This is a genomic window from Flavobacterium sp. GNP002 (genome assembly GCF_054343795.1).
This window is the reverse complement of the sequence record NZ_JBTGUW010000001.1, coordinates 1,329,354-1,349,643: the sequence shown is the minus strand read 5'-3', so window position 1 is coordinate 1,349,643 and position 20,290 is coordinate 1,329,354. Positions and strand designations below refer to the sequence as shown.

16 protein-coding genes are annotated in these 20,290 nt (G+C 35.0%); 6 read left to right on the top strand and 10 right to left on the bottom strand.

Translation table 11 applies throughout. The features are described 5' to 3' along the window. Window positions 1-36: 36 nt before the first annotated feature. From bioA to ACXX80_RS06015, 4 genes are read right to left on the bottom strand one after another with little or no spacing between them, the layout of a single operon-like run. Window positions 37-1,308 (bottom strand): adenosylmethionine--8-amino-7-oxononanoate transaminase, encoded by a 1,272-nt coding sequence (gene bioA / locus ACXX80_RS06030; RefSeq protein WP_458552421.1) that lies wholly within the window; start codon window positions 1,306-1,308, stop codon window positions 37-39. 41 nt (window positions 1,309-1,349) lie between these two features. Further along, on the bottom strand, window positions 1,350-1,970 hold the full coding sequence (gene bioD, locus ACXX80_RS06025; protein ID WP_458552420.1) for a dethiobiotin synthase: 621 nt from the start codon (window positions 1,968-1,970) through the stop codon (window positions 1,350-1,352). Window positions 1,971-2,027: 57 nt separating this feature from the next. Beyond that, window positions 2,028-2,420, bottom strand: coding sequence for a GxxExxY protein (locus ACXX80_RS06020; protein ID WP_417990873.1), 393 nt, complete (start codon window positions 2,418-2,420; stop codon window positions 2,028-2,030). A 47-nt stretch (window positions 2,421-2,467) separates the two neighbouring features. After that, on the bottom strand, window positions 2,468-3,619 hold the full coding sequence (locus ACXX80_RS06015) for an aminotransferase class I/II-fold pyridoxal phosphate-dependent enzyme (protein ID WP_458552419.1): 1,152 nt from the start codon (window positions 3,617-3,619) through the stop codon (window positions 2,468-2,470). 295 nt (window positions 3,620-3,914) lie between these two features. Between ACXX80_RS06015 and ACXX80_RS06010 the strand changes: the two genes are divergently transcribed. The 6 genes from ACXX80_RS06010 (at window position 3,915) to ACXX80_RS05985 (ending at window position 9,893) form a co-directional block, all read left to right on the top strand. Further along, on the top strand, window positions 3,915-4,454 hold the full coding sequence (locus ACXX80_RS06010) for a hypothetical protein (protein WP_458552418.1): 540 nt from the start codon (window positions 3,915-3,917) through the stop codon (window positions 4,452-4,454). Window positions 4,455-4,938: 484 nt separating this feature from the next. After that, entirely contained in the window at window positions 4,939-6,066 is a 1,128-nt protein-coding gene (locus ACXX80_RS06005; protein ID WP_458552417.1) for a hypothetical protein, read from the top strand. Between the two features lie 81 nt (window positions 6,067-6,147). Next, window positions 6,148-7,071 (top strand): hypothetical protein, encoded by a 924-nt coding sequence (locus ACXX80_RS06000; protein ID WP_458552416.1) that lies wholly within the window; start codon window positions 6,148-6,150, stop codon window positions 7,069-7,071. Then, a complete protein-coding gene (locus tag ACXX80_RS05995; protein WP_458552415.1) occupies window positions 7,061-8,617 on the top strand; it encodes a vanadium-dependent haloperoxidase in 1,557 nt (518 codons plus the stop codon). The genes ACXX80_RS06000 and ACXX80_RS05995 overlap by 11 nt, the downstream gene beginning before the upstream one ends. A 171-nt stretch (window positions 8,618-8,788) precedes the next feature. Further along, window positions 8,789-9,256 carry a DoxX family membrane protein gene (locus ACXX80_RS05990; RefSeq protein ID WP_458552414.1) on the top strand — a complete coding sequence of 156 codons (468 nt, stop codon included), beginning with the start codon at window positions 8,789-8,791 and terminating at the stop codon, window positions 9,254-9,256. 94 nt (window positions 9,257-9,350) lie between these two features. Then, entirely contained in the window at window positions 9,351-9,893 is a 543-nt protein-coding gene (locus ACXX80_RS05985; protein WP_458552413.1) for a GNAT family N-acetyltransferase, read from the top strand. A 50-nt stretch (window positions 9,894-9,943) separates the two neighbouring features. On the opposite strand, the gene ACXX80_RS05980 is transcribed toward ACXX80_RS05985, so the two are convergent. From ACXX80_RS05980 to bamH, 6 genes are all read right to left on the bottom strand, one after another. Beyond that, window positions 9,944-10,225 carry a FoF1 ATP synthase subunit delta/epsilon gene (locus tag ACXX80_RS05980; protein ID WP_458552412.1) on the bottom strand — a complete coding sequence of 94 codons (282 nt, stop codon included), beginning with the start codon at window positions 10,223-10,225 and terminating at the stop codon, window positions 9,944-9,946. Window positions 10,226-10,318: 93 nt separating this feature from the next. Further along, complete coding sequence (atpD, locus tag ACXX80_RS05975; protein ID WP_035668832.1) at window positions 10,319-11,830, bottom strand: F0F1 ATP synthase subunit beta; 1,512 nt, start codon at window positions 11,828-11,830, stop codon at window positions 10,319-10,321. Between the two features lie 252 nt (window positions 11,831-12,082). Further along, the gene (locus tag ACXX80_RS05970) at window positions 12,083-13,633 is read right to left on the bottom strand and encodes a G-D-S-L family lipolytic protein (protein WP_458552411.1); all 1,551 of its coding nucleotides are present in this window, start codon (window positions 13,631-13,633) and stop codon (window positions 12,083-12,085) included. A gap of 30 nt (window positions 13,634-13,663) precedes the next feature. Continuing rightward, window positions 13,664-16,423 (bottom strand): TonB-dependent receptor, encoded by a 2,760-nt coding sequence (locus ACXX80_RS05965; RefSeq protein ID WP_458552410.1) that lies wholly within the window; start codon window positions 16,421-16,423, stop codon window positions 13,664-13,666. A gap of 386 nt (window positions 16,424-16,809) precedes the next feature. Further along, window positions 16,810-18,657 (bottom strand): glutamine--fructose-6-phosphate transaminase (isomerizing), encoded by a 1,848-nt coding sequence (gene glmS / locus ACXX80_RS05960; protein ID WP_458552409.1) that lies wholly within the window; start codon window positions 18,655-18,657, stop codon window positions 16,810-16,812. 6 nt (window positions 18,658-18,663) lie between these two features. Continuing rightward, a complete protein-coding gene (gene bamH / locus ACXX80_RS05955; RefSeq protein WP_458552408.1) occupies window positions 18,664-20,271 on the bottom strand; it encodes a BamH family beta-barrel-assembly machinery protein in 1,608 nt (535 codons plus the stop codon). Between the last annotated feature and the right edge of the window lie 19 nt (window positions 20,272-20,290).

The window sequence follows — 20,290 nt, the reverse complement described above, 5'->3', positions numbered from 1 at the left end:
CCGATAAAACCGGATTTTTTAATCTGTGGCTAAAAATTAAACTATTTCTAAAGCATTCTCGACGACTTGATATACTTTTTGTAATTGTTCATCCGTAACAATGTAAGGAGGCAAAATGTAGACAATATTACCAACCGGACGCAGAATTACTCCGTTTTCGATAAAAAAATCATACAGTTTATTGCGCAAAGTTCCATAGTAACTGGCTGAACTTTCGGTTTCTATTTCCAAAGCAAAAATGACTCCAAGAACTCTTGTTGTAGTTACTTTTGGATGATTTTTCACGCGCTCTTGAAACTCCAAATGTCTGTGATTCACACGAACTATATTCGCTTGCATTTCATCGGTTTGCAACAATTCTAAACTAGCCAAAGCTGCAGCACAACCTGTTGGATTTGCTGTAAAGGTGTGTCCATGAAACAACGCTTTATTGATATCGTCATCATAAAAGGCATCGAATAAATCCTGAGTAAAAGTCGTAATCGCCATAGGAATAGTTCCTCCGGTTAAAGCTTTGGACAAGCACATCATATCTGGTTTTTCCACCAAATAATCCGTTGCAAAAGTTTTACCGGTTTTCCCAAAGCCTGTCATTACTTCATCCGCAATGGTTAGGACATTATTATCCTGACAAATTTGCATCAATTTATCTAACGATTCCGGTTCGTACATCACCATTCCTGCGGCTCCTTGAACCAATGGCTCAAAAATAAAACCCGCACAATTATTATTTTTTATAACCGATTGTAAAGTATCGTAACTTTCATGCTCCTGTCCTTTAACCGGAACCGGAATTCGAACCACATCAATAAACATCCCTTGAAAAGCTTGAGTATAAAAGGAAATTCCACTCGCTGCCATGGCTGCAAAAGTATCCCCGTGAAAAGCATTTTCGAAAGCAATTATGGTAGTTCTCTTTTCTCCTTTATTGAAAAAATATTGTAACGCAACTTTAATAGCGACTTCAACAGCCGTAGAGCCGTTGTCAGAAAAGAATATTTTTTGTTGGTTTTTTGGTAAAATCTCAATCAACTTCTCAGCTACTACTATAGCGGGTTCATGTGTAAATCCACCAAACAACACATGTTCTAATGTCGTGAGTTGTTTGTAAATCGCATCGGCTATAAACGTATTCGAATGTCCGTAGGGATTCACCCACCAAGAGGCGATTGCATCAATGTATTCTTTATTGTTTTCATCCCAAAGCAAAGCGCCTTTTCCTTTTTTAATGGCAATTGGTAACGCTGCAGTTTTGTGTTGGGTATACGGATGCCAAAGATATTGGCGGTCTCTATCAGTTAAGTTCATTTGATTTTTTGATTTTACAATTACCATTGAAACTGCTATTGTTATTGAAGTTTCAGAAAATTTTCTCTAAACAAATCAGCATATTCTTTGATTACATTTTGGTCAAAATAGGGTTCTTGTACTATTCTTCCAACACATTTGATGCCGGTTTTACTCAAGATTATTTTCTCTGTCGCTTTATTTTCATCTCCCGAGAAAACAATCCCTGCAACTACTATTTTTCTGTTTTGTAAGGCTTCAATCGTAAGCAAAGTATGATTGATGCTTCCTAAATAATGTCGGGAAACCACAATCACTTTATAGTCATTTTGGATTAAATCAATCACACAATCAGTATCATTTAACGGTACGAAAACACCTCCCGCTCCTTCAACAACCAAATGATTTTCTGTTTTGGGTTCAATAATTTTCTTTAAATCAATCACAATTCCGTCCAATTCAGCAGCAAGATGTGGGCTCGCTGGTGTGTTCAAAGCATAGCTGTTAGGATGAATCACTGTTTTTTCATTGGACAAAAAAGATTTAATTTTATGACTGTCAGAATTCTCCAAATCGCCTGCTTGAACAGGTTTCCAATAATCAGCTTCTAAAGCTTCTGTAATAATGGCTGACGCGATGGTTTTACCTACATCGGTCCCAATTCCTGTTATAAATAGTTTCATAAGTTTGGCACACGGATGACACAGATTTAACTGATTGTCACGGATTTTTTTTAAAATTTATTTTAGTTTTTTTCTGTCGTTGGTATAAATAGACCTTTTAAATTCTGGAGTTGTTCCAAAGTTTAATAACAATCCAATTTCTACATCAGTAGCCTTTAGATAATTTAAAAGTTGGGCTTTATGCTCGTCTAACAAACATCCACAGGCTTTAAGTTCAAGAATAATAGAGTCTTCAATCAATAAGTCCGCAAAATAATCACCTACCAATTGACTTTTGTAATATACTTTAATTTGTTTTTGAGCTTCTACTTTATACCCTTGGGATTTTAATTCTAAATACATTGCGTTTTGATACACTTTTTCAAGAAACCCATAACCAAGTTCGTTGTAAACTTCAAAATAGATTTTCAAAATAGTGTCGCTCAAATTCTTATGCAACAAATCACCCATCGTATATATTTTAAATTTAAAATCCGTGCTAATCGGTTAAATCCGTATTATCCGCGTCCCATAAAAACAAAAGTACTCAACAATCGCAAGACTTCAGAGATTTCCTCTCGCGAATTGTAACTGTGTAAACAAAAACGGAGACGTTCTTGGCCTTCTGGAACAGTTGGCGAAAGAATGGCTTTTACATCAAATCCTTTTTCATGCAGTTTGTTGGCGATAGTTTTTACTTTTTCATTTCCTGGAATAATGGCAGATTGAATAGCTGATTTGCTTCGGACAAAAAGCGGCTTCAAACCCAACATATTCTTCTGCTGATTAAAAGAAATAATATTTTCTCTTAATTTTAAAATGGAATCTGAATCCTGTTTTAAATGCTGATAAGCAACAAAAATTGTGGCAACGGAATGTGGCGAAAGCCCTGTGGTATAAATAAAACTTCGGGCGAAATTTATTAAATAATCCCTCAATTCAACCGAACCTAAAATCGTGGCTCCATGACATCCCAAACCTTTACCGAAAGTCATAATTCTGGCAAAAACGTGATCTTGCAACCCCAGCATCTGAACGAATCCTTCTCCTGACGAACCAAAAACACCCAAAGCATGTGCTTCATCAACAACAAGATAACAATTGTGCTTAGTTGAAACCGAAACCAATTCTTCCAGATTAGGACAATCACCATCCATTGAAAAAACAGATTCAGTGACAACATAAATATTGGTATTTGGATTCCGTAAAATTAATTTTTCTAAGTCTTCAAAATCATTGTGATTGAATTTATAGGCTTTGGCATTCGACAGTTGAATTCCGTCCCGAATAGATGCATGACACAATTCATCGTATAAAATTAAATCTCCTTTTTGTGGAACAGCACTAAAGAAACCAATATTGGCATCATAACCTGAATTGAAAATTAACGCTGTTTGTGATTGGTGGAAACTTGCAATAAAGTCTTCTGTTTCTTGATACAGTTTATGGTTACCCGATAATAGTCGGGAACCGGTTGCTCCGTTTTGAATGATTCCGTTGGCAATCAAATGCTGATGCGTTTCGTTAAAAATAATTTCTGATTGTGAGAAACCCAAGTAATCATTGGAAGAAAAATCAATCTTTTTACTTGACAAAGGTAATTTTCGCAAAGCATTAAGCTGCTTTCGAATTTCAAGTTTTGCGGATAAATTCTCTGGAAAATGTTTCATAGTCCACAAAAATAAGCATCTTTTTTGGTTTATGGATTTTGGGAACTATTTGTTAGTTTTTTTATCAAATTTTAAAAATAAATAAAACTCATTTCTTCAAAACGACATTCAACTTGTTCACCAAAAAAACAATTCTATTACAAATTAACATTTTAATTAAAGCAATTAAAAAAACACTTATAATTTTTTCCGAAAACGGTTTCGATTTATTTATTTCATAAAATTATGTTAAAAAAAACTTAAAATTAATATCGAAGATGTTAACCAATGAAATTGTTTTCTACTTTCGGCAAATATGAAACGAATTGCATCACTTTTTCTAATAGTAACGTTGTTCTACAACGTGATGGGATACTATCTGATGTTTGCTTATCAAGAAGAGCAAGCGTGGGTGTCTTCTATGGAGAAAAAACATGATTCAGAGTTTCAAGTTATCCAATTAAACGCCACGTTATACTCCTTTATCGAAGACACTGATTTTGAGTATGTGAATGAAGATGTGGTTATCAACAACAAGAGTTATCACATTTTCAAGAAAAGAATTCAAAACAACATACTAAGTCTTTATTACCTGCGCAATTCACATCAAGATGCAATAAGTCAGGATTTAAAAGATATTGTTGACAATCAATTATTCAACGGATCCTCATCAAAAGAGTCTCCAGTAAAAAAATTACTAAAATCTTTCCTAAAAGATTATGTAGCAAATAGTGCTGTTTGTGTAGATTTTTCTCCAAAAACAACTGTACTTTCAAATGAATCTATCATTATGCCAAACCAGGCGTTAGATTCCGGATACATTTCCGTATCCTATTCACCACCCGATTTCGTTTAAATCTTCTTTCATTTTAGTGGAATCATTCGCTTTTATCTGGCATTTGTAAAGTCAAGATAATCATGATTGCTTTTTAGCTAAATCTGTACAATTATTACATTCTTTTAGTAGAAATTATGCTCGTTAAAAATGCAAAATAGTCTTTTGTATTTTCTGAATTCATTTTTTATAAATGATTTCGTAGGCTTATTTTGCATTTCTATTCTGGTATATTTTGTACAACTAGCTTTCTGAATCATGACTTAAATCGATTTACAAATTCAAATTTGGATTTATAAAAAAGTTCTTTATTTCAAAGACAACCTTTAATATATCCATTTCGCCTTGTAAATCCAACGAAATTTTTTGGCGAAAGCGAACAGTAAATCTTGTTTTAAAGCGAAACTAACAATCAAACAACCATTATTATTTTACACCAAACTTCTTTTCGGAAGAAGTTGGTACAGGCCTATTTTATATCATTAACCATTCAAAAAACCAAAAATTGAAAAATTTATCCACTTTACAATCCGTTTGTATTTTTATTCTATTCCTTACAATTGCTTTTAACACCCAAAATTTATCAGCACAAGGATGTGTAGCTATCAAAGGTAATGCGACAAGTTGCATGTCGATTCATGCTGACAGCACTAATGTTTCTGGATGGCAATTTGCCAGCAGCGGACGCTATTTTAGATCATTCAGACACTTTTCTGGAACAGAAGAAAACAAAGACAGATTAGTTCAAAAAACAGAAGTTATCAATTACACTTCCGTTTTCAATCTTTCATTGACGAGAATATTAAACAACCGTTGGTCCGTTATGGTGGACCTTCCTATTTCAAACAATGTTCGTTCTTCATTGTACGAACATGGATTAGTAAATGGCACTTACGTAAAAAGAGAACGTAATTCTACAAGCTCGTTTGGTATTGGCGACATTAGATTTGCAGCTTATAGATGGATGTTAGACCCAGCAAAAAGTACAAAAGGAAACATGCAACTAGGATTAGGGATAAAATTACCAACCGGTGATTACAACTACAAAGATTATTTTTACAATGTAGGTCCAAACGGAACAAAAGAATTGCGTCCCGTAGATCAATCCATCCAGTTAGGAGACGGCGGTACCGGATTTACTTTTGAAGTTAATACATTTTACAACTTCATAGAAAATTTTGGAGTTTACGGTAATTTCTATTATTTGATAAATCCACGTGAACAAAATGGAACTCGTACATATCGAGAAACATTAGCATCGCGACTTGCTAACGAAGCGATTATGAGTGTGCCAGATCAATATATGTTTAGAGCGGGTTTTAATTATTCAGTAAATCAAATAAAAGGATTGTCTCTAGCCGCAGGCGCACGATTAGAAGGGATTCCTGTAAATGATCTTGTGGGCGGAAGTGGAGATTTCCGTCGTCCGGGTTATATCTGGTCAGTAGAACCTTCTGTGAACTATGAGTATAAAAAAGTAGTCTTGTTTGCATCAGTACCGTTTGCAGTGGTTCGTAACCGTACGCAAAGTGTAACCGACAAAGAAAATTCTGTAAAAACAGGAACTCATGTTCAGGGTGACGCGGCATTTGCTGATTATACCATTAACATTGGTATATCAACCAGATTTTAAAATTAAAAGCAGTAAAAAAATATAAACAATATATTTTTAAAAAGTAAAACACCAAACCACCAACCAAAAACCATTTTTTTGATGAAAAAATTTTATCTAAGTTGCCTGCTATTGGCACCTTTATTTATGAACGCTCAAACAGAGATTGATGGCATTATGATGAGCAAGAATAATTTTTGTTTTGGAGCTGTATACCAACATAGCAGCTGGGACGAATATTGGGAAGGAACCTTTAAAAGAGAAAATCTTAATCTGGGTACTGTTTCTACAAAATCAGTTACCTTAAATGGAAACTATGGTGTTTCTGATAATTTGAATATCATTTTCAGTCTTCCTTACGTAGAAACAAAAGCTTCTGCAGGAACAATGGAAGGCCAAAAAGGATTGCAAGATCTATCGTTAACAATAAAATACATGCCTTTCGAAAAAACAATTGGAAAAGCAACCTACTCTATATATGCTTTGGGAGGTCTTTCGGCTCCAGTTTCTAATTATTCAGCTGATTATTTGCCTTTAAGTCTTGGTCTAAAAAGCAAGACAGCGTCTTTACGATTGATGGGTGATTATCAAAGAGGTCGTTTTTTCACCACGCTATCTGGAGCGTATGTAAAAAGAGCCAATATAACCATCGATAGGAATTCCTATTACACAGACGAAATACATTACACCAATGAAGTGGATATGCCAGACGCTATTTCGGTAAACTACAGAATAGGATATCGTTCCAATAGATTAATCGCCGAAGCAGTACTTGATAACTGGGTTACGCAATCTGGAGGATTTGACATTACAAAAAACAACATGCCCTTTCCAAGCAATACTATGAATGCATTAAAAGTAGGAGTAAATACTAAATACACGCTCAGAAAAATACCCGCATTATCTATTATTGGAGGATGCAATTTTGTTACACAGGGCAGAAATGTTGGACAATCAAACACCTTTTATGGTGGTTTATTTTATATCCTTAATTTAAAAAAAGCAGCACCAGAAAATGAAAAATAAAATACAAAAAATAGCCTATAACAGTCTTTTGATTTTGTTTCTTACATTGAACTATTCTTGTAGTGACGAGTTAACAGAACGCAACGAACAATTTCCTCAATTGAATCCAACCAATACAGACGAATTAGCAGGAACTTGGAAAACATTCTTATTGACTACACCAAATGAATTTTCTTTGGATCCGCCGATAGCAACTACCGCAGCTGCATTTACAAGAGAAATTAACGAAATAAAAAGTTATCAGGCAAGTATAACGCCAGAGCAGAAAAAAATAATAAAATACTGGAGTGCCGGTGGTGTTTTACGTTGGAATGAAATCATGCGAACATTAGTAGCAAGACACAATCGTCCGCCGTATCAAAATGAAGACGGAACTTATCCTGCACCATCTGCGGCAAGTCCATTTGCGAATCCCGAATTTCCTTTTTCAAATCCTCCATACGCAGCCAGAGCTTATGCTTATGTAAGTGCGGCGCAATACGATGCGATGATTGCAACTTGGCATTATAAAAAACTATATAATAGAGCTGCACCTTTTACGGTTGATGCTACTTTACCGGTTTTAATTCCAAAAAGTACCTTACCTTCTTATCCCTCTGAAGACGCTGTTTTAGCAGGAGTTACAGTTGAATTATTAAAGTTATTATTCCCAACAGAAATTGCTTACATACAAGAAAAAGCAGAGGAACAAAAATTATATCGCATTATCAGTGGTGCCAATGTTCGAAGTGATGTTGATGCAGGAATTATTCTAGGCAGAAAAATTGCAGGCAAATTTATCGCCAGAGCGGCTTCTGATGGAACTGGAGCAGCTATAGGCAATCAAGCGCTTTGGACTCAAATGGAAACTCAAACTGCTGCCACCGGAGAAACGCCTTGGAAATCATTAGATGTACCTGCAAGACCTCCAATGTTACCATTATTTGGAAAAGTAAAATCATTCTTAATGACTCCTGAAATGGTTGTTGCCAGTCGCCCGGTTCCACCGCCCTCTACAAAATCAGAACAATTTGCAAAAGAATTAGCCGAAGTAAAAAGCTATGGAAAAAATGCCACCAGAAAGAACATGCAAATCGTAACCTTCTGGGCTGATGGTGTAGGAACTTATACACCACCCGGACACTGGAATGCAATTGCATCTGAGTCATTTGTAGCACTCAATTATAGTGAAGTACGATGGGCAAGAAATCTGGCGTTGCTAAATATTGCCATGATGGATGCGGCTATCAGCTGTTGGGATGCAAAATACACGTACTTTAATCCAAGACCGTCACAAGTAGATCCGTCTATAAAAACATTGACAGGAACTCCTAATTTCCCATCCTATGTATCAGGACACTCCACCTTCAGCGGTGCGGCTAGTGTAGTTTTATCACATCTAGTTCCTGCAAAAGCACAAGGTTTTGTTGCTATGGCAAAAGAAGCTTCGGATTCTAGAATGTTTGGTTGCATTCACTATAGAAGCGATTGTGAAAAAGGACTTGAATTAGGCGAAAAAGTAGGTGGTTTTGCTGTAGCAAGAGCACTTACTGATGGTGCCGAATAACATAAAATAATTAAGTTGATACTTTGTTTTAATGGTTTGTTTTAAAAATTCTTTATCAGCTCAAGCCTAACAGACGTTGGAAACCTGTTAGGCTTTTTTATTTTTTATAACCTAAAATTAAATAGAATATTAATTCTAAAACAAAACCGAAACTTAGAAATCCCTTTAATAATGAAACAGACATTCAATACTTTCTATTTTATTTTCAGTAACAAAATGGAAAAACACAGTGTCAATATGATGCGAATTTCTCTGGCAATAGTTTACGTTTGGTTTGGTGCGTTGAAAATTTTCGGTATGAGTCCTGCCGGCGAATTAGTAGAACAAACCGTATATTGGTTTAAACCCGAAATATTTATTCCAATTCTTGGTGTTTGCGAAGTACTTATAGGTATTGGCTTACTCATAAAACGCTTTATACCTTATACAATTGTATTATTATTAATGCATATGGCCGCCACATTTCTTCCTGTTTTTATTCTAAAAACAATCTGTTTTGATGCTTTTCCTTATTGTCCTACTTTGGCTGGGCAATACATAATCAAAAATCTCATCCTGATTTGTGGAGCACTTGTAATTGCATCAAAATACAATGAAAAGTATTATGCCGAAATGGATTTAAAATTAAGCGAAAAATAAAATCTTAATCCATTTCGTATAATCAAAGATTTCCTAATTTTATAATTACAGATAGTAAAACACCATTCATTAATCCCGTGATCAATAAAATCAAATGAAAACTATACATTATAAAAGAGCGTCCACTATAGACGAACTGAAACAAATCAGAACACTACAATTACAAAATAGCTCTCAGAATATAAGTTCTGAAGAAAAACTTCAAGAAGGATTTGTTACGGTACAACACTCCGTTGCCTTATTAGAACAAATGAATTCCGCATGCGCTCATATTATCGCGAAATACAATGATATCGTAGTAGGTTTTGCATTAGTAATGCTTTCTAGCTTTAGAAACGAAATTGAGGTCCTTATACCCTTGTTTGAAAGAATCGATGAATTAGTGCCAAAAGACACAACCTATGTTGTAATGGGGCAAATTTGCGTAGATAAAAACTATAGAAAACAGGGAATATTTCGAGGACTTTATCATTTTTACAAAGAGGAACTGTACAATGAATTTGATTTTTTAATCACCGAAGTTGCCATTATAAACCTTCGCTCCATGCAAGCACACGAAGCCGTTGGGTTCAGAACAATTGACACTTATCAAGAAGATGGGATAGTTTGGAATATTATGCTTTGGGATTGGGCATAAAAAAAGCCTAACATTACGTTAGGCTTTCATTTTTTATTGTCGAAATTACTTTAGTCAACTAAAACAATAACTTTATTGTCTTTCATTTCAATTGTTCCTGAATTGATAGCAAGTGTATAATTTTGAGCATCCAGCTTTGTAAATTTACTCGCCACTTCTTTTGCAAAAGCAAAGTTCGAAGCTGTAATTTTTATTACACCTTTTTCTAAAATAGAAACGATTGGCGCGTGGTTATTCAAAATCTGAAAGCTTCCATCAACTCCTGGCAATGTAACTGAAGTTACTTCTGCTGAAAACAATTTTGCTTCTGGTGAAACTATTTCTAAAATCATACTTTTTGAGTTATGAATTACAGATTATGAACTATAAATTATGTAAGCAATGCTCAATTCATAATTCATAATTCACAATTCATAATTATTTTTTTAAGCTTCCGCTAACATTTTTTCTCCAGCTTCGATAGCTTCTTCGATAGTACCTTTCAGGTTAAAAGCTGATTCTGGCAAGTGATCTAATTCACCGTCAATAATCATATTAAATCCTTTGATAGTATCTTTAATATCAACTAACACCCCTTTTAATCCTGTAAATTGCTCAGCAACGTGGAAAGGTTGAGATAAGAAACGTTGTACACGACGCGCTCTTGAAACGGCTAATTTATCATCTTCTGATAATTCTTCCATACCAAGGATCGCAATGATATCTTGTAATTGTTTATATTTTTGCAAAATTTCTTTTACTCTTTGTGCACAGTCATAATGCTCATCACCTAAAATTTGAGGAGTAAGGATTCTTGAAGTTGAATCTAATGGATCAACCGCAGGATAAATACCTAACTCAGCAATTTTACGAGACAATACAGTAGTAGCATCAAGGTGAGCAAAAGTTGTAGCCGGAGCCGGATCCGTTAAATCATCCGCTGGCACGTAAACCGCTTGTACAGATGTAATAGAACCTTTGTTAGTAGATGTAATACGCTCTTGCATCGCACCCATTTCAGTTGCTAATGTTGGTTGGTATCCAACCGCAGATGGCATACGACCTAAAAGTGCCGAAACCTCAGAACCTGCTTGTGTAAAACGGAAGATGTTATCCACGAAGAACAATACATCTTTCCCTTGATCAGTTCCTGCTCCATCACGGAAATATTCAGCGATAGATAATCCAGAAAGTGCTACACGAGCACGAGCTCCTGGAGGCTCATTCATTTGTCCGAAAACGAAAGTAGCTTTAGACTCTCTCATTCCTGGCATATCAACTTTAGATAAATCCCATCCTCCATTTTCCATAGAGTGCATGAATTCATCCCCATATTTTATAATTCCTGACTCTAACATCTCACGAAGTAAGTCATTCCCTTCACGCGTTCTTTCTCCTACTCCTGCGAATACTGAAAGTCCACCGTGACCTTTTGCAATATTGTTGATCAACTCCTGAATCAATACTGTTTTACCAACACCAGCTCCACCGAACAATCCAATTTTACCTCCTTTTGAGTAAGGCTCAATCAAATCAATTACTTTAATACCTGTGAATAAAACTTCAGAAGAAGTAGATAAATCTTCGAATTTTGGCGCTTGTCTGTGAATAGACATACCATTTTCTCCTGTTTTTGGTAAATTACCTAAACCGTCAATTGCATCTCCAATTACGTTAAATAAACGACCGTAAACATCGGCACCGATTGGCATTTGGATAGGATTTCCTGTTCCAACTACTTCATAACCTCTACTCAAACCATCTGTTGAGTCCATCGAAATGGTACGTACTGTATTTTCACCAATGTGAGATTGTACTTCAAGTACTAATAAAGTACCGTCTTTTTTTGTGATTTCTAACGAATCATAAATTTTTGGAAGTTCAACATCCTTACCGTTGAAAACTACATCAACTACTGGTCCAATGATCTGGGCAACTTTTCCTATTACTTTCGACATTACTTATGTATTTATTAAATAGCTATTTAGGTTTATGAAATAGTTCCAATCGAAACGTATCGATTAAATGCTTTTTTCAGTGTGCAAAGATAATTTTTTAAAATATAAAATCAATTATTTTTTAGAAAAAATGGATATTTTTACTTCCTACCGAAGAAAAGGCTTTAAAACAATCCAATAACAACAATATCCTCAAAAAAAATAACCACCTGTACAAACAGATGGTTATTAGTTATTATTTATGTTTAAATCTTATAAAGTAGCTGGATACAGTATTCGATACAAGCTTACATCTTTATTTTTGAAATTAGCTCCAAACTTTGCATTAATAGCACCAGTAAACAAATTAGCTATGATAGCATACCCTCTTGGACTTGGATGAACTCCATCTAAAGAAAACATTCCACCCGTTACAAACGCCGAAGTAACTTTGTAGTTATTGTATATTATACCTCCATTTGCTAACTGATCCGTTACTCCTTTCAATTCAACAAATGCCAAACCTTTTGCATCCGCAACAGATTTAATAGTAGCATTGTAAGCATCTGTAGCAACTTTCACCTCACCCACTTCAGCTTTGGTTAATACATGTACATCTTGCATTGGATATGTTACACCAAAAACATTCAATGGAGCAGGAACTCCTGCAGGTGCAGATGCAATAACAGTTTGAGCAGTAAGCACAACAAGATCTTCTTTTGTAGCTTGTCTAGCCTGACCAAAAACTTGACCATAAAAAGTTGCTGTTTGAACTCCTAACGTAGGCGTAAACGCAGCAGTTAATTGCGCAGAAAGATTAGGTAAACTCTCATCAAGAATTAATAATGGGTTAGCAGCAGTAGTAGACAATAATTCTATTCTCGATCCCGCACCAAATGCTGTTAAAGCTTGCTTCAAAGGACCGTATAACTGCGTATTCAAACCTTGTATAGTAGCTGTCCCTACAGCAACATTTCCACGTCCTAAAACTGAGGCAGTCAATGGGTTAAATGGCACAGTTGTAAAATATGGCAAAGCAGTTACATAAGGTAAATTTGCCACAACACCTTTAGCACCTTTGGCAGTCATTGCATTAACTATGCTATTATAAGCACCCGCAAACACAGCAGGATCAGTAATGTCATTGCTTGCATATGTGGCCGGATTCATGTTACCAGTTTGATTTCTTCCTGACCCCCCAGATGTAGCATATCCTAGCACATCATTGCCCCCAATCCACAAGGAGAAAAAAGTAGGATCTTGAGCAACTGCGTCAGCAACAACAGAAGTTGTAGCTGATGTTGAAAATCTCGCAAAATATGGATTTGCTTGACCCGTAGCAACATTTGCAACATTCCCATAACCCTGTGCAACTAAATGGTAACTTTTTGCACCCGGCACACCTAAATTACCGAAAGGCCCCGTAAGTTTTGTAGTAACTTCTGTCGAAGGCCTTCCTGCTACTGGAGCAGGTGCTGTTCCATTAAAGAACAACCTTTGACCTAGTATCACATTTCCACCAAGCAGTAACCCTCCAACATTATCAGCCATTAATGGTGTTTTAAATTCTCCTCCACCCGTTAATGCAAATTGTTGTGCTATAATATTGGCATAAGAACCTTTTTGCCCCTCAATAAACAAAGCATTATCACTAAAACCAGCAGCATACGAATCTCCAAGTGCTACATATTTTGTTACTACTGCTGAACCAGCAGTCAAAGCTTTCCCATCAGATGAAGTAGTGTCTACTACTTCATCCTCATTATTATTACACGCTACAAATGCTATCGAAGCAAATAGTAGCCACTTTAAATTTTTTATCATTGTTCTTTGATTTTACTGTTAATTTAATCCTTACGGGTTGATTGTCCATGAGACAAAATACTGCTGCCCTATGAGACCCGCCCCTAAAACTTGACCATATTCTTTACCTCCTATGTTTGAAGCTCCTACTTTTAGAGTAGATTTCAAAGAAGGAAAGTTATAATTTAATTGTGCATCTATAACTGTTGCCGCCTCAATGGTACCATCAGCAAAAGAAGACTGCCACAAATACTCACTGTTCCATCTTCCACTCACGTTAAATCCAAAATTAGGGAACAATTTTTCGTTACCAATAGATGCTTTTACACGGTGTTTTGGCGTATTAAAACCAGCCTCAAAACTAGGATCTTTAGATTGATCAAATTTAAATTCAGCGTAATTATAGTTTGCACCTATTTCAAAATCTTTATATACTTTTCTAGACAACCCAATACCAAAACCTAATGATTTAATTTCTAAAGCTGTATTTGTGTACAATTGAAAAACTCTGGTATTTCCGTTAGCAAGTGCGTGTATCGCTTGTTGACCTGCTACACTTGTCAGTCCGCCACCATCAATAGCTGTTCCGTACAAAGGAGTGACTACATTTAAGTTTCCAATAAAATTGTTATATACATTATAATAACCATTTAAATCTATCGAAGTTCTATTGATAAACGAACGGTACCCCAATTCAACTGCTTTAACTTCTTCTGGCTTAACTAAACCAACATTAGTTTTTTGTAACAAAGCTGGATTTCCTGCTGCTGCAAATGCTGCTGCAGAAGTAGCTGTATATGAATTATTATAAGCATTTGTTCCATTAATTGTTACTGTACTTCCACCAGCAAAACTTTGACCTACTGTTCCATTTATTGGCAAAGTCTCTACATATCGAATCAAGTTATCAGGTGCTGAACCTAACAGAATCGCACTTCCTACGTTAAATCCAATATATTGATCTTGTGTAGAAGGATTTCTAAAACCAGTTTGAAAAGATCCTCTGAAATTATGATTTTTGTTTTGTCCTGCAGAATAAACAGCAGAAATTCTAGGAGAATAATTCCCGTCAAAATTTTGCGCTTTGTCATAACGAAGTGAAGCCGTTAGCTTCAAACGATCATCCATCATTTTTTTCATCACCTGCGTGTATGCTCCATATTCATTGTATTTAATAGGACCATTAGCATCTGTATAAATACGACCAAATGAATTCAACTGATATTCTCTGTAAGAACCACCAACTTGAATTTCAGCAAACTTGATCAAATCTTTAAAATTATAATTAGCATCAGAGTGATAAATTCTTGAGTTATCAACAAGTTTTGATCCGGTTAAAACACTCGCTTCGTTTGTTACTTGATTGAACGCATTTTTGAACTCAGGAGTACCCGGCAAAAATCTTCCCTGATCTGCTCTTGCTCTAGCCGCCCTGTGTGCATCTGCTGGCAACATACCTCCCAATGTTGATTGAGCATATGTTGTACCATATTCTGTAAACCATTGTACGTCTGATTTCCATTTACGATTTATATTGATACCCGTAAATAACATGTCATAAGACTGTCCTCCATCCTCAGTAGTTGTATACCCTCTCAAAAAGAAATTCTTTCCTTTAAACTCTAATTTATGCTGTTGCATAAAAAAGTTATTCAAATAATAACGATTTGCACCTTGATACACCGTATTACCGAAACCAAATTTACTTTGAACAATTACTTCTAATCTTTCGTCACCAAAAGGGCGAATATGTAATGATAAGTCAATTTTTGTGTTTGAGACTTTATTATCAGTTAAATCCACCTCATTATAACCTGTTCTTGAAACTTTATCACTAGGTAAAGTAGGCGCGCCAATAACTGTTGCCACTTCGTCACCATATACATTGATTCCGTCATATCCATAATGTGTTCTATCTCTACCTGCTACCGTTTTATCATCATAATTCACAGCATGCCATTCTGTACCTCTCATGTAAGCAAAATTAGCTTTACCTGCAATATATTTATTAAATGCTTTAGCCATACGAACCCCATAATCTACATAATCATTTGTTCCAGCTGCTTTTTGGCTTGTTTGACCAAACTTAGCATACGCTCTAATACCCTCACTAGTAAATGGACTTTTACTTGTCATAAACAAAATTCCGTTAAAGGCGTTAGCACCATACAATGCAGAAGAAGCTCCTGGCAGTAACTCAACTGACTGCACATCAATTTCAGAAACTCCTATTAAGTTTCCTAATACAAAGTTTAATAATGGCGAAGAGTTATCCATACCGTCTACTAATTGCATGAAACGAGTATTTGCCACAGTTGCAAAACCACGCGTGTTGATCGATTTAAACGACATACTAGAAGTGTTCATTTGAACCTCTTTCATGTTTTCTAATCCATCATAAAAAGAAGGTGAGGCTGTTTTTTTAATTTCAGCAATACCCATTCTTTCAATCGTAACTGGCGACTCTAATACTCGCTCTGGTGTTCTTGAAGCAGAAACCACGATTTCATCTAGTTTATTCTCTTCATCCAATAACTTTACTGCAATTTTTTGACTAGCTGAAGAAACTGAAATTTTTTGAGATGTAAACCCGACACTTGAAACCTCAATAACAAAAGGAGGTTTTTTTGATGATTGCAAAGTAAAAGAGCCATCTAAATTGGTTATCGTACCCGAAGAATCTCCAACGATTTTAATATTGGCTCCAGGGATAGGTTGGTTGTTACCATCTGTAACAATACCTGAAATTGAGTTTTGAGCGAAAGTTAGGCTACAAAAAAACAATGACAAAAAAAGTAAATACACTCTCATTGGGTTATAATTTGTTGGTTTATGAAGCCAAAGTACAAATATTTTTGATATTAATAAAAAAGCGACTAAAAAATTTAATATTTATCAGTTATTTTGCCTCATCCGCAGTTATTCTACATTTGTTTTTTATTATTATATGTTAAAAATTATGTAATAATAATAGAATATCACTATGCATGCATATAAAAAATACATTTATCACAAAAAAATTATTAATTTTTAGATATTTAATAAAAGTGATAAAGCGGAGGAAATTTAACGTTTTTTTACGCTTTTCAAGCATTTAAAAAAGTGCCTGCCAAAAAAAATGTATTCAAAAAAAGCCTCGAAAGAAAATCTTTCGAGGCTTAGTTTAAAATATTACAATGTAAATCTGTTTTGAAAATTTATTCTACAGTTACAGATTTTGCTAAATTACGAGGTTGATCAACATTACAACCACGCATAACAGCAATATGATAAGACAAAAGCTGTAATGGGATTGTAGTAATCAATGGTGACAAAGCATCTGAGGTTTCAGGGATTTCAATAACATAATCAGCTAATTCACGCACTTGTGTATCACCTTTAGTTACAACAGCGATAATTTTTCCACTTCTCGATTTAATTTCCTGAATGTTGCTTACAATTTTGTCATAGTGCCCTTGCTTTGGCGCAATAACAACCACTGGCATATGTTCATCAATTAATGCAATTGGTCCGTGTTTCATTTCAGCTGCAGGATATCCTTCGGCATGAATATAAGATATCTCTTTAAGCTTCAAAGCACCTTCAAGAGCTACAGGAAAATTATACCCTCTTCCTAAATAAAGACAATTAGGCGCATCCTTAAAAGCTAAAGCAATTTCTTTTGCCTTTTCATTTGTTTCTAATGCCTCTTTCACTTTTTCAGGAATAATTTCCAATTCTTGCAAATAGGTATGAAAATCGGTGTTAGACAAAGTCCCTTTTGCTTTTGCTAAACGCAAAGCAATCATTGTCAACACTGTAATTTGTGTAGTAAAAGCTTTGGTCGATGCAACACCAATTTCAGGACCCGCATGTGTGTAAGCTCCCGCATGTGTTTCCCTAGAAATAGAAGAACCCACTACGTTACAAACACCAAATACAAATGCTCCGTACTCTTTTGCTAATTTTATTGCAGCCATAGTATCTGCTGTTTCTCCTGATTGCGAGATAGCAATAACTACGTCTTTACTATTTATGATTGGATTTCTATATCTAAACTCCGAAGCATATTCTACTTCTACCGGAATACGCGCAAACTCTTCAAAAACATATTCTGCTACTAAACCAGCATGCCATGAAGTTCCGCAAGCCACAATAATAATTCTATCAGCATTAAGGAATTTTTCTAAATTATCCTCAACCCCAGCCATTTGAATAATACCTTCATTAGCATGAAGTCTTCCGCGATAGGTATCTTTTATAACACTTGGTTGCTCATAAATCTCTTTAAGCATAAAATGATCATAACCACCTTTTTCAATTTGCTCTAAGTTCATTTGAAGCTCCTGAATATACGGATCAACTAAAGAGTCATCTTTAATTTTTCTGATTTTCATAGCTTTATGCAATCTAATATTCGCCATTTCACCATCTTCTAAATAAATTGCATTAGAAGTATATTCAATAAAAGGTGACGCATCTGAAGCAATAAAAAACTCTCCTTCTCCTACGCCAATCGCTAATGGACTTCCTAATCTAGCAGCAACAATTTCATTTGGATTCTTTTTATCAAACACAGCGATTGCATAAGCGCCCACTACTTGATTCAAGGCAACCTGAACTGCTTTACCTAATTTTAAATTTTCTTTTTTTTGTACCTCTTCAATAAGATTTACCAACACCTCAGTATCAGTATCCGAATAAAAAACATACCCACGTTTTAGTAATTCTTCTTTTAAAGGCGCATAATTTTCAATAATTCCATTGTGAATTATTGCCAAATCTCCTGAATTAGAAAGATGAGGATGAGAATTTACGTCGTTTGGAACACCGTGAGTAGCCCAACGTGTATGCCCTATTCCTATAGTTCCGTTTGTTGTAATTCCTGTAACAGCTTTCTCCTCAAGATCTGAAACCTTCCCTTTTGTTTTACATAGTTTTAGATTTTCACCATCATACAACATCACACCAGCACTATCATAACCTCTATATTCAAGTCTCTTTAATCCTTTTATTACAATAGGATAAGCTTCTCTATAACCGATATATCCAACGATTCCACACATAGTATTTTAATTAGGTTTTGTATAATAAATTTCAAGCTTCAATCTCTTATCATCAGGAACCGTGGATTTACCTCCAAATAAAATAGTTCCTAAAGGATTCATTACAGATGCTTTTGGCGCTCCAGAAATAAAAGCATTTGGAGTTTTTAACTTATGAGAAGCTATAGTCGCAATATCTTCTGTAACTACCAATCCTAACTTAACATTAGTTGAATCTTTATATTTAACAAGATTCCTTATTTGATTTGTAACCCTAATTTTATACGTAACTCCTCTTTTGCTAGTAGCGTTTGTATTTATATTACCATCAAAAATAGTTTTTGATTTTTTTTCATTAACACTATTTGTTGTTGCATCTGAATAATAATCAACGATTGGTCGGTTATTATTAAAATCATACAAATAAATTCTTTGTGGCTCATAATTATTAGCCATCGTAGCAGCATCAATATGAAAAACCAAATTGGCCTCATTAATCAACCATCCACTATTTCTAATCGCTTCTAACTGACCCGGAGTATTAAAAAGACTTATAACAGCCACAGATCCTTCACCACCTTTTAAGTACAATTTATCATCACCTTCAGTTGTATTTCCAGTATTCGGCAAAGCATTATAAGCAAGTCCGCTACCAGCAAAATCAGTATTCAACAAACTCACGGAATTTCCACTCATATCTAGGACTATCGTTTTTTTAATTCGTGTAATTGTAGTCACCCCACCCGTTGTTGTAGACAAATCCTCGTTGTATTTTATTGTAATCTTTGCCTCTTTTGATCTAAAATTCAACATCGCTAAATTTCCTGCACTGCTTCCTGATTTTTCCATTTTAAAATAAAGCCCCCTGAAGTACTCTTTAAAAACATCATTTGAAGCCAATTTCCCGGCAGCTACAGCATCAATTATCCTCGTTTTGAAATAACCTTTATTCAGATTCAACTTCATTCCCGGAGGAGTTCTTGTAGTTGTAACTACTTTAGTAATTGAATCTGTTGTAGTCACAACGTGTTCTGCTGGATCAAAGAAAAACTTATCGTTTTGAGCTAAATTAGAATCATCATTTAAACGATTAGGTTTTTTAACATTATCAAATTCTGCGTTTTGATTTGTAAAATATTTTTGAGGTTGTAAGAACCCCCCTATAGGATCTGCATCTCTCATGTAATACCCAGACTCATAAACACTTAGTTTCATCTCGGCCTTGTCAGGTCCATATATAGAATCTAGCACATAATCATGACTACCATCTGTTTTTGTGACCGTTTTTGACGCATCATAATAATAGGGAATAGTCAAAACAACACTCTCAATATGAGGTCTTGTACTAATCGTTGTTATAGTTGCTGGCAAAGTTAATTGAGTACCAAAATTGGCTGTTGTCTCACCAAAATTTGGATTATTATAAATTCCTAAAGGACTCACTACAAGATTATTCGATTGTATAGGCCCTGTTTTTTGATTGTAAGCTAAAACATCGTACGTTTCTTTTTTGAGGTCAAAATTGTTTTCACCAATTAAATCACCTCCAATTTCATTATAATCTTTATCACAAGAATATAAAAAAACAACACTCGCAACTACCAGAATTTTCTTAAAAAAAGAATTATTGTACATATTTAATAAAAAAGTTTAA

What these genes read in the sequence shown, in the direction of transcription:
- ACXX80_RS05970 (WP_458552411.1), bottom strand. Translation starts at nt 13,633, where the DNA reads ATGATAAAAAATTTAAAGTGGCTACTATTTGCTTCGATAGCATTTGTA.
- atpD (WP_035668832.1), bottom strand. Translation starts at nt 11,830, where the DNA reads ATGTCGAAAGTAATAGGAAAAGTTGCCCAGATCATTGGACCAGTAGTT.
- ACXX80_RS05980 (WP_458552412.1), bottom strand. Translation starts at nt 10,225, where the DNA reads ATGATTTTAGAAATAGTTTCACCAGAAGCAAAATTGTTTTCAGCAGAA.
- glmS (WP_458552409.1), bottom strand. Translation starts at nt 18,657, where the DNA reads ATGTGTGGAATCGTTGGATATATCGGTTATAGAGAAGCTTATCCTATT.
- ACXX80_RS06010 (WP_458552418.1), top strand. Translation starts at nt 3,915, where the DNA reads ATGAAACGAATTGCATCACTTTTTCTAATAGTAACGTTGTTCTACAAC.
- ACXX80_RS05995 (WP_458552415.1), top strand. Translation starts at nt 7,061, where the DNA reads ATGAAAAATAAAATACAAAAAATAGCCTATAACAGTCTTTTGATTTTG.
- ACXX80_RS05990 (WP_458552414.1), top strand. Translation starts at nt 8,789, where the DNA reads ATGAAACAGACATTCAATACTTTCTATTTTATTTTCAGTAACAAAATG.
- ACXX80_RS06015 (WP_458552419.1), bottom strand. Translation starts at nt 3,619, where the DNA reads ATGAAACATTTTCCAGAGAATTTATCCGCAAAACTTGAAATTCGAAAG.
- ACXX80_RS05965 (WP_458552410.1), bottom strand. Translation starts at nt 16,423, where the DNA reads ATGAGAGTGTATTTACTTTTTTTGTCATTGTTTTTTTGTAGCCTAACT.
- bioA (WP_458552421.1), bottom strand. Translation starts at nt 1,308, where the DNA reads ATGAACTTAACTGATAGAGACCGCCAATATCTTTGGCATCCGTATACC.
- ACXX80_RS05985 (WP_458552413.1), top strand. Translation starts at nt 9,351, where the DNA reads ATGAAAACTATACATTATAAAAGAGCGTCCACTATAGACGAACTGAAA.
- bioD (WP_458552420.1), bottom strand. Translation starts at nt 1,970, where the DNA reads ATGAAACTATTTATAACAGGAATTGGGACCGATGTAGGTAAAACCATC.
- ACXX80_RS06000 (WP_458552416.1), top strand. Translation starts at nt 6,148, where the DNA reads ATGAAAAAATTTTATCTAAGTTGCCTGCTATTGGCACCTTTATTTATG.
- bamH (WP_458552408.1), bottom strand. Translation starts at nt 20,271, where the DNA reads ATGTACAATAATTCTTTTTTTAAGAAAATTCTGGTAGTTGCGAGTGTT.
- ACXX80_RS06020 (WP_417990873.1), bottom strand. Translation starts at nt 2,420, where the DNA reads ATGGGTGATTTGTTGCATAAGAATTTGAGCGACACTATTTTGAAAATC.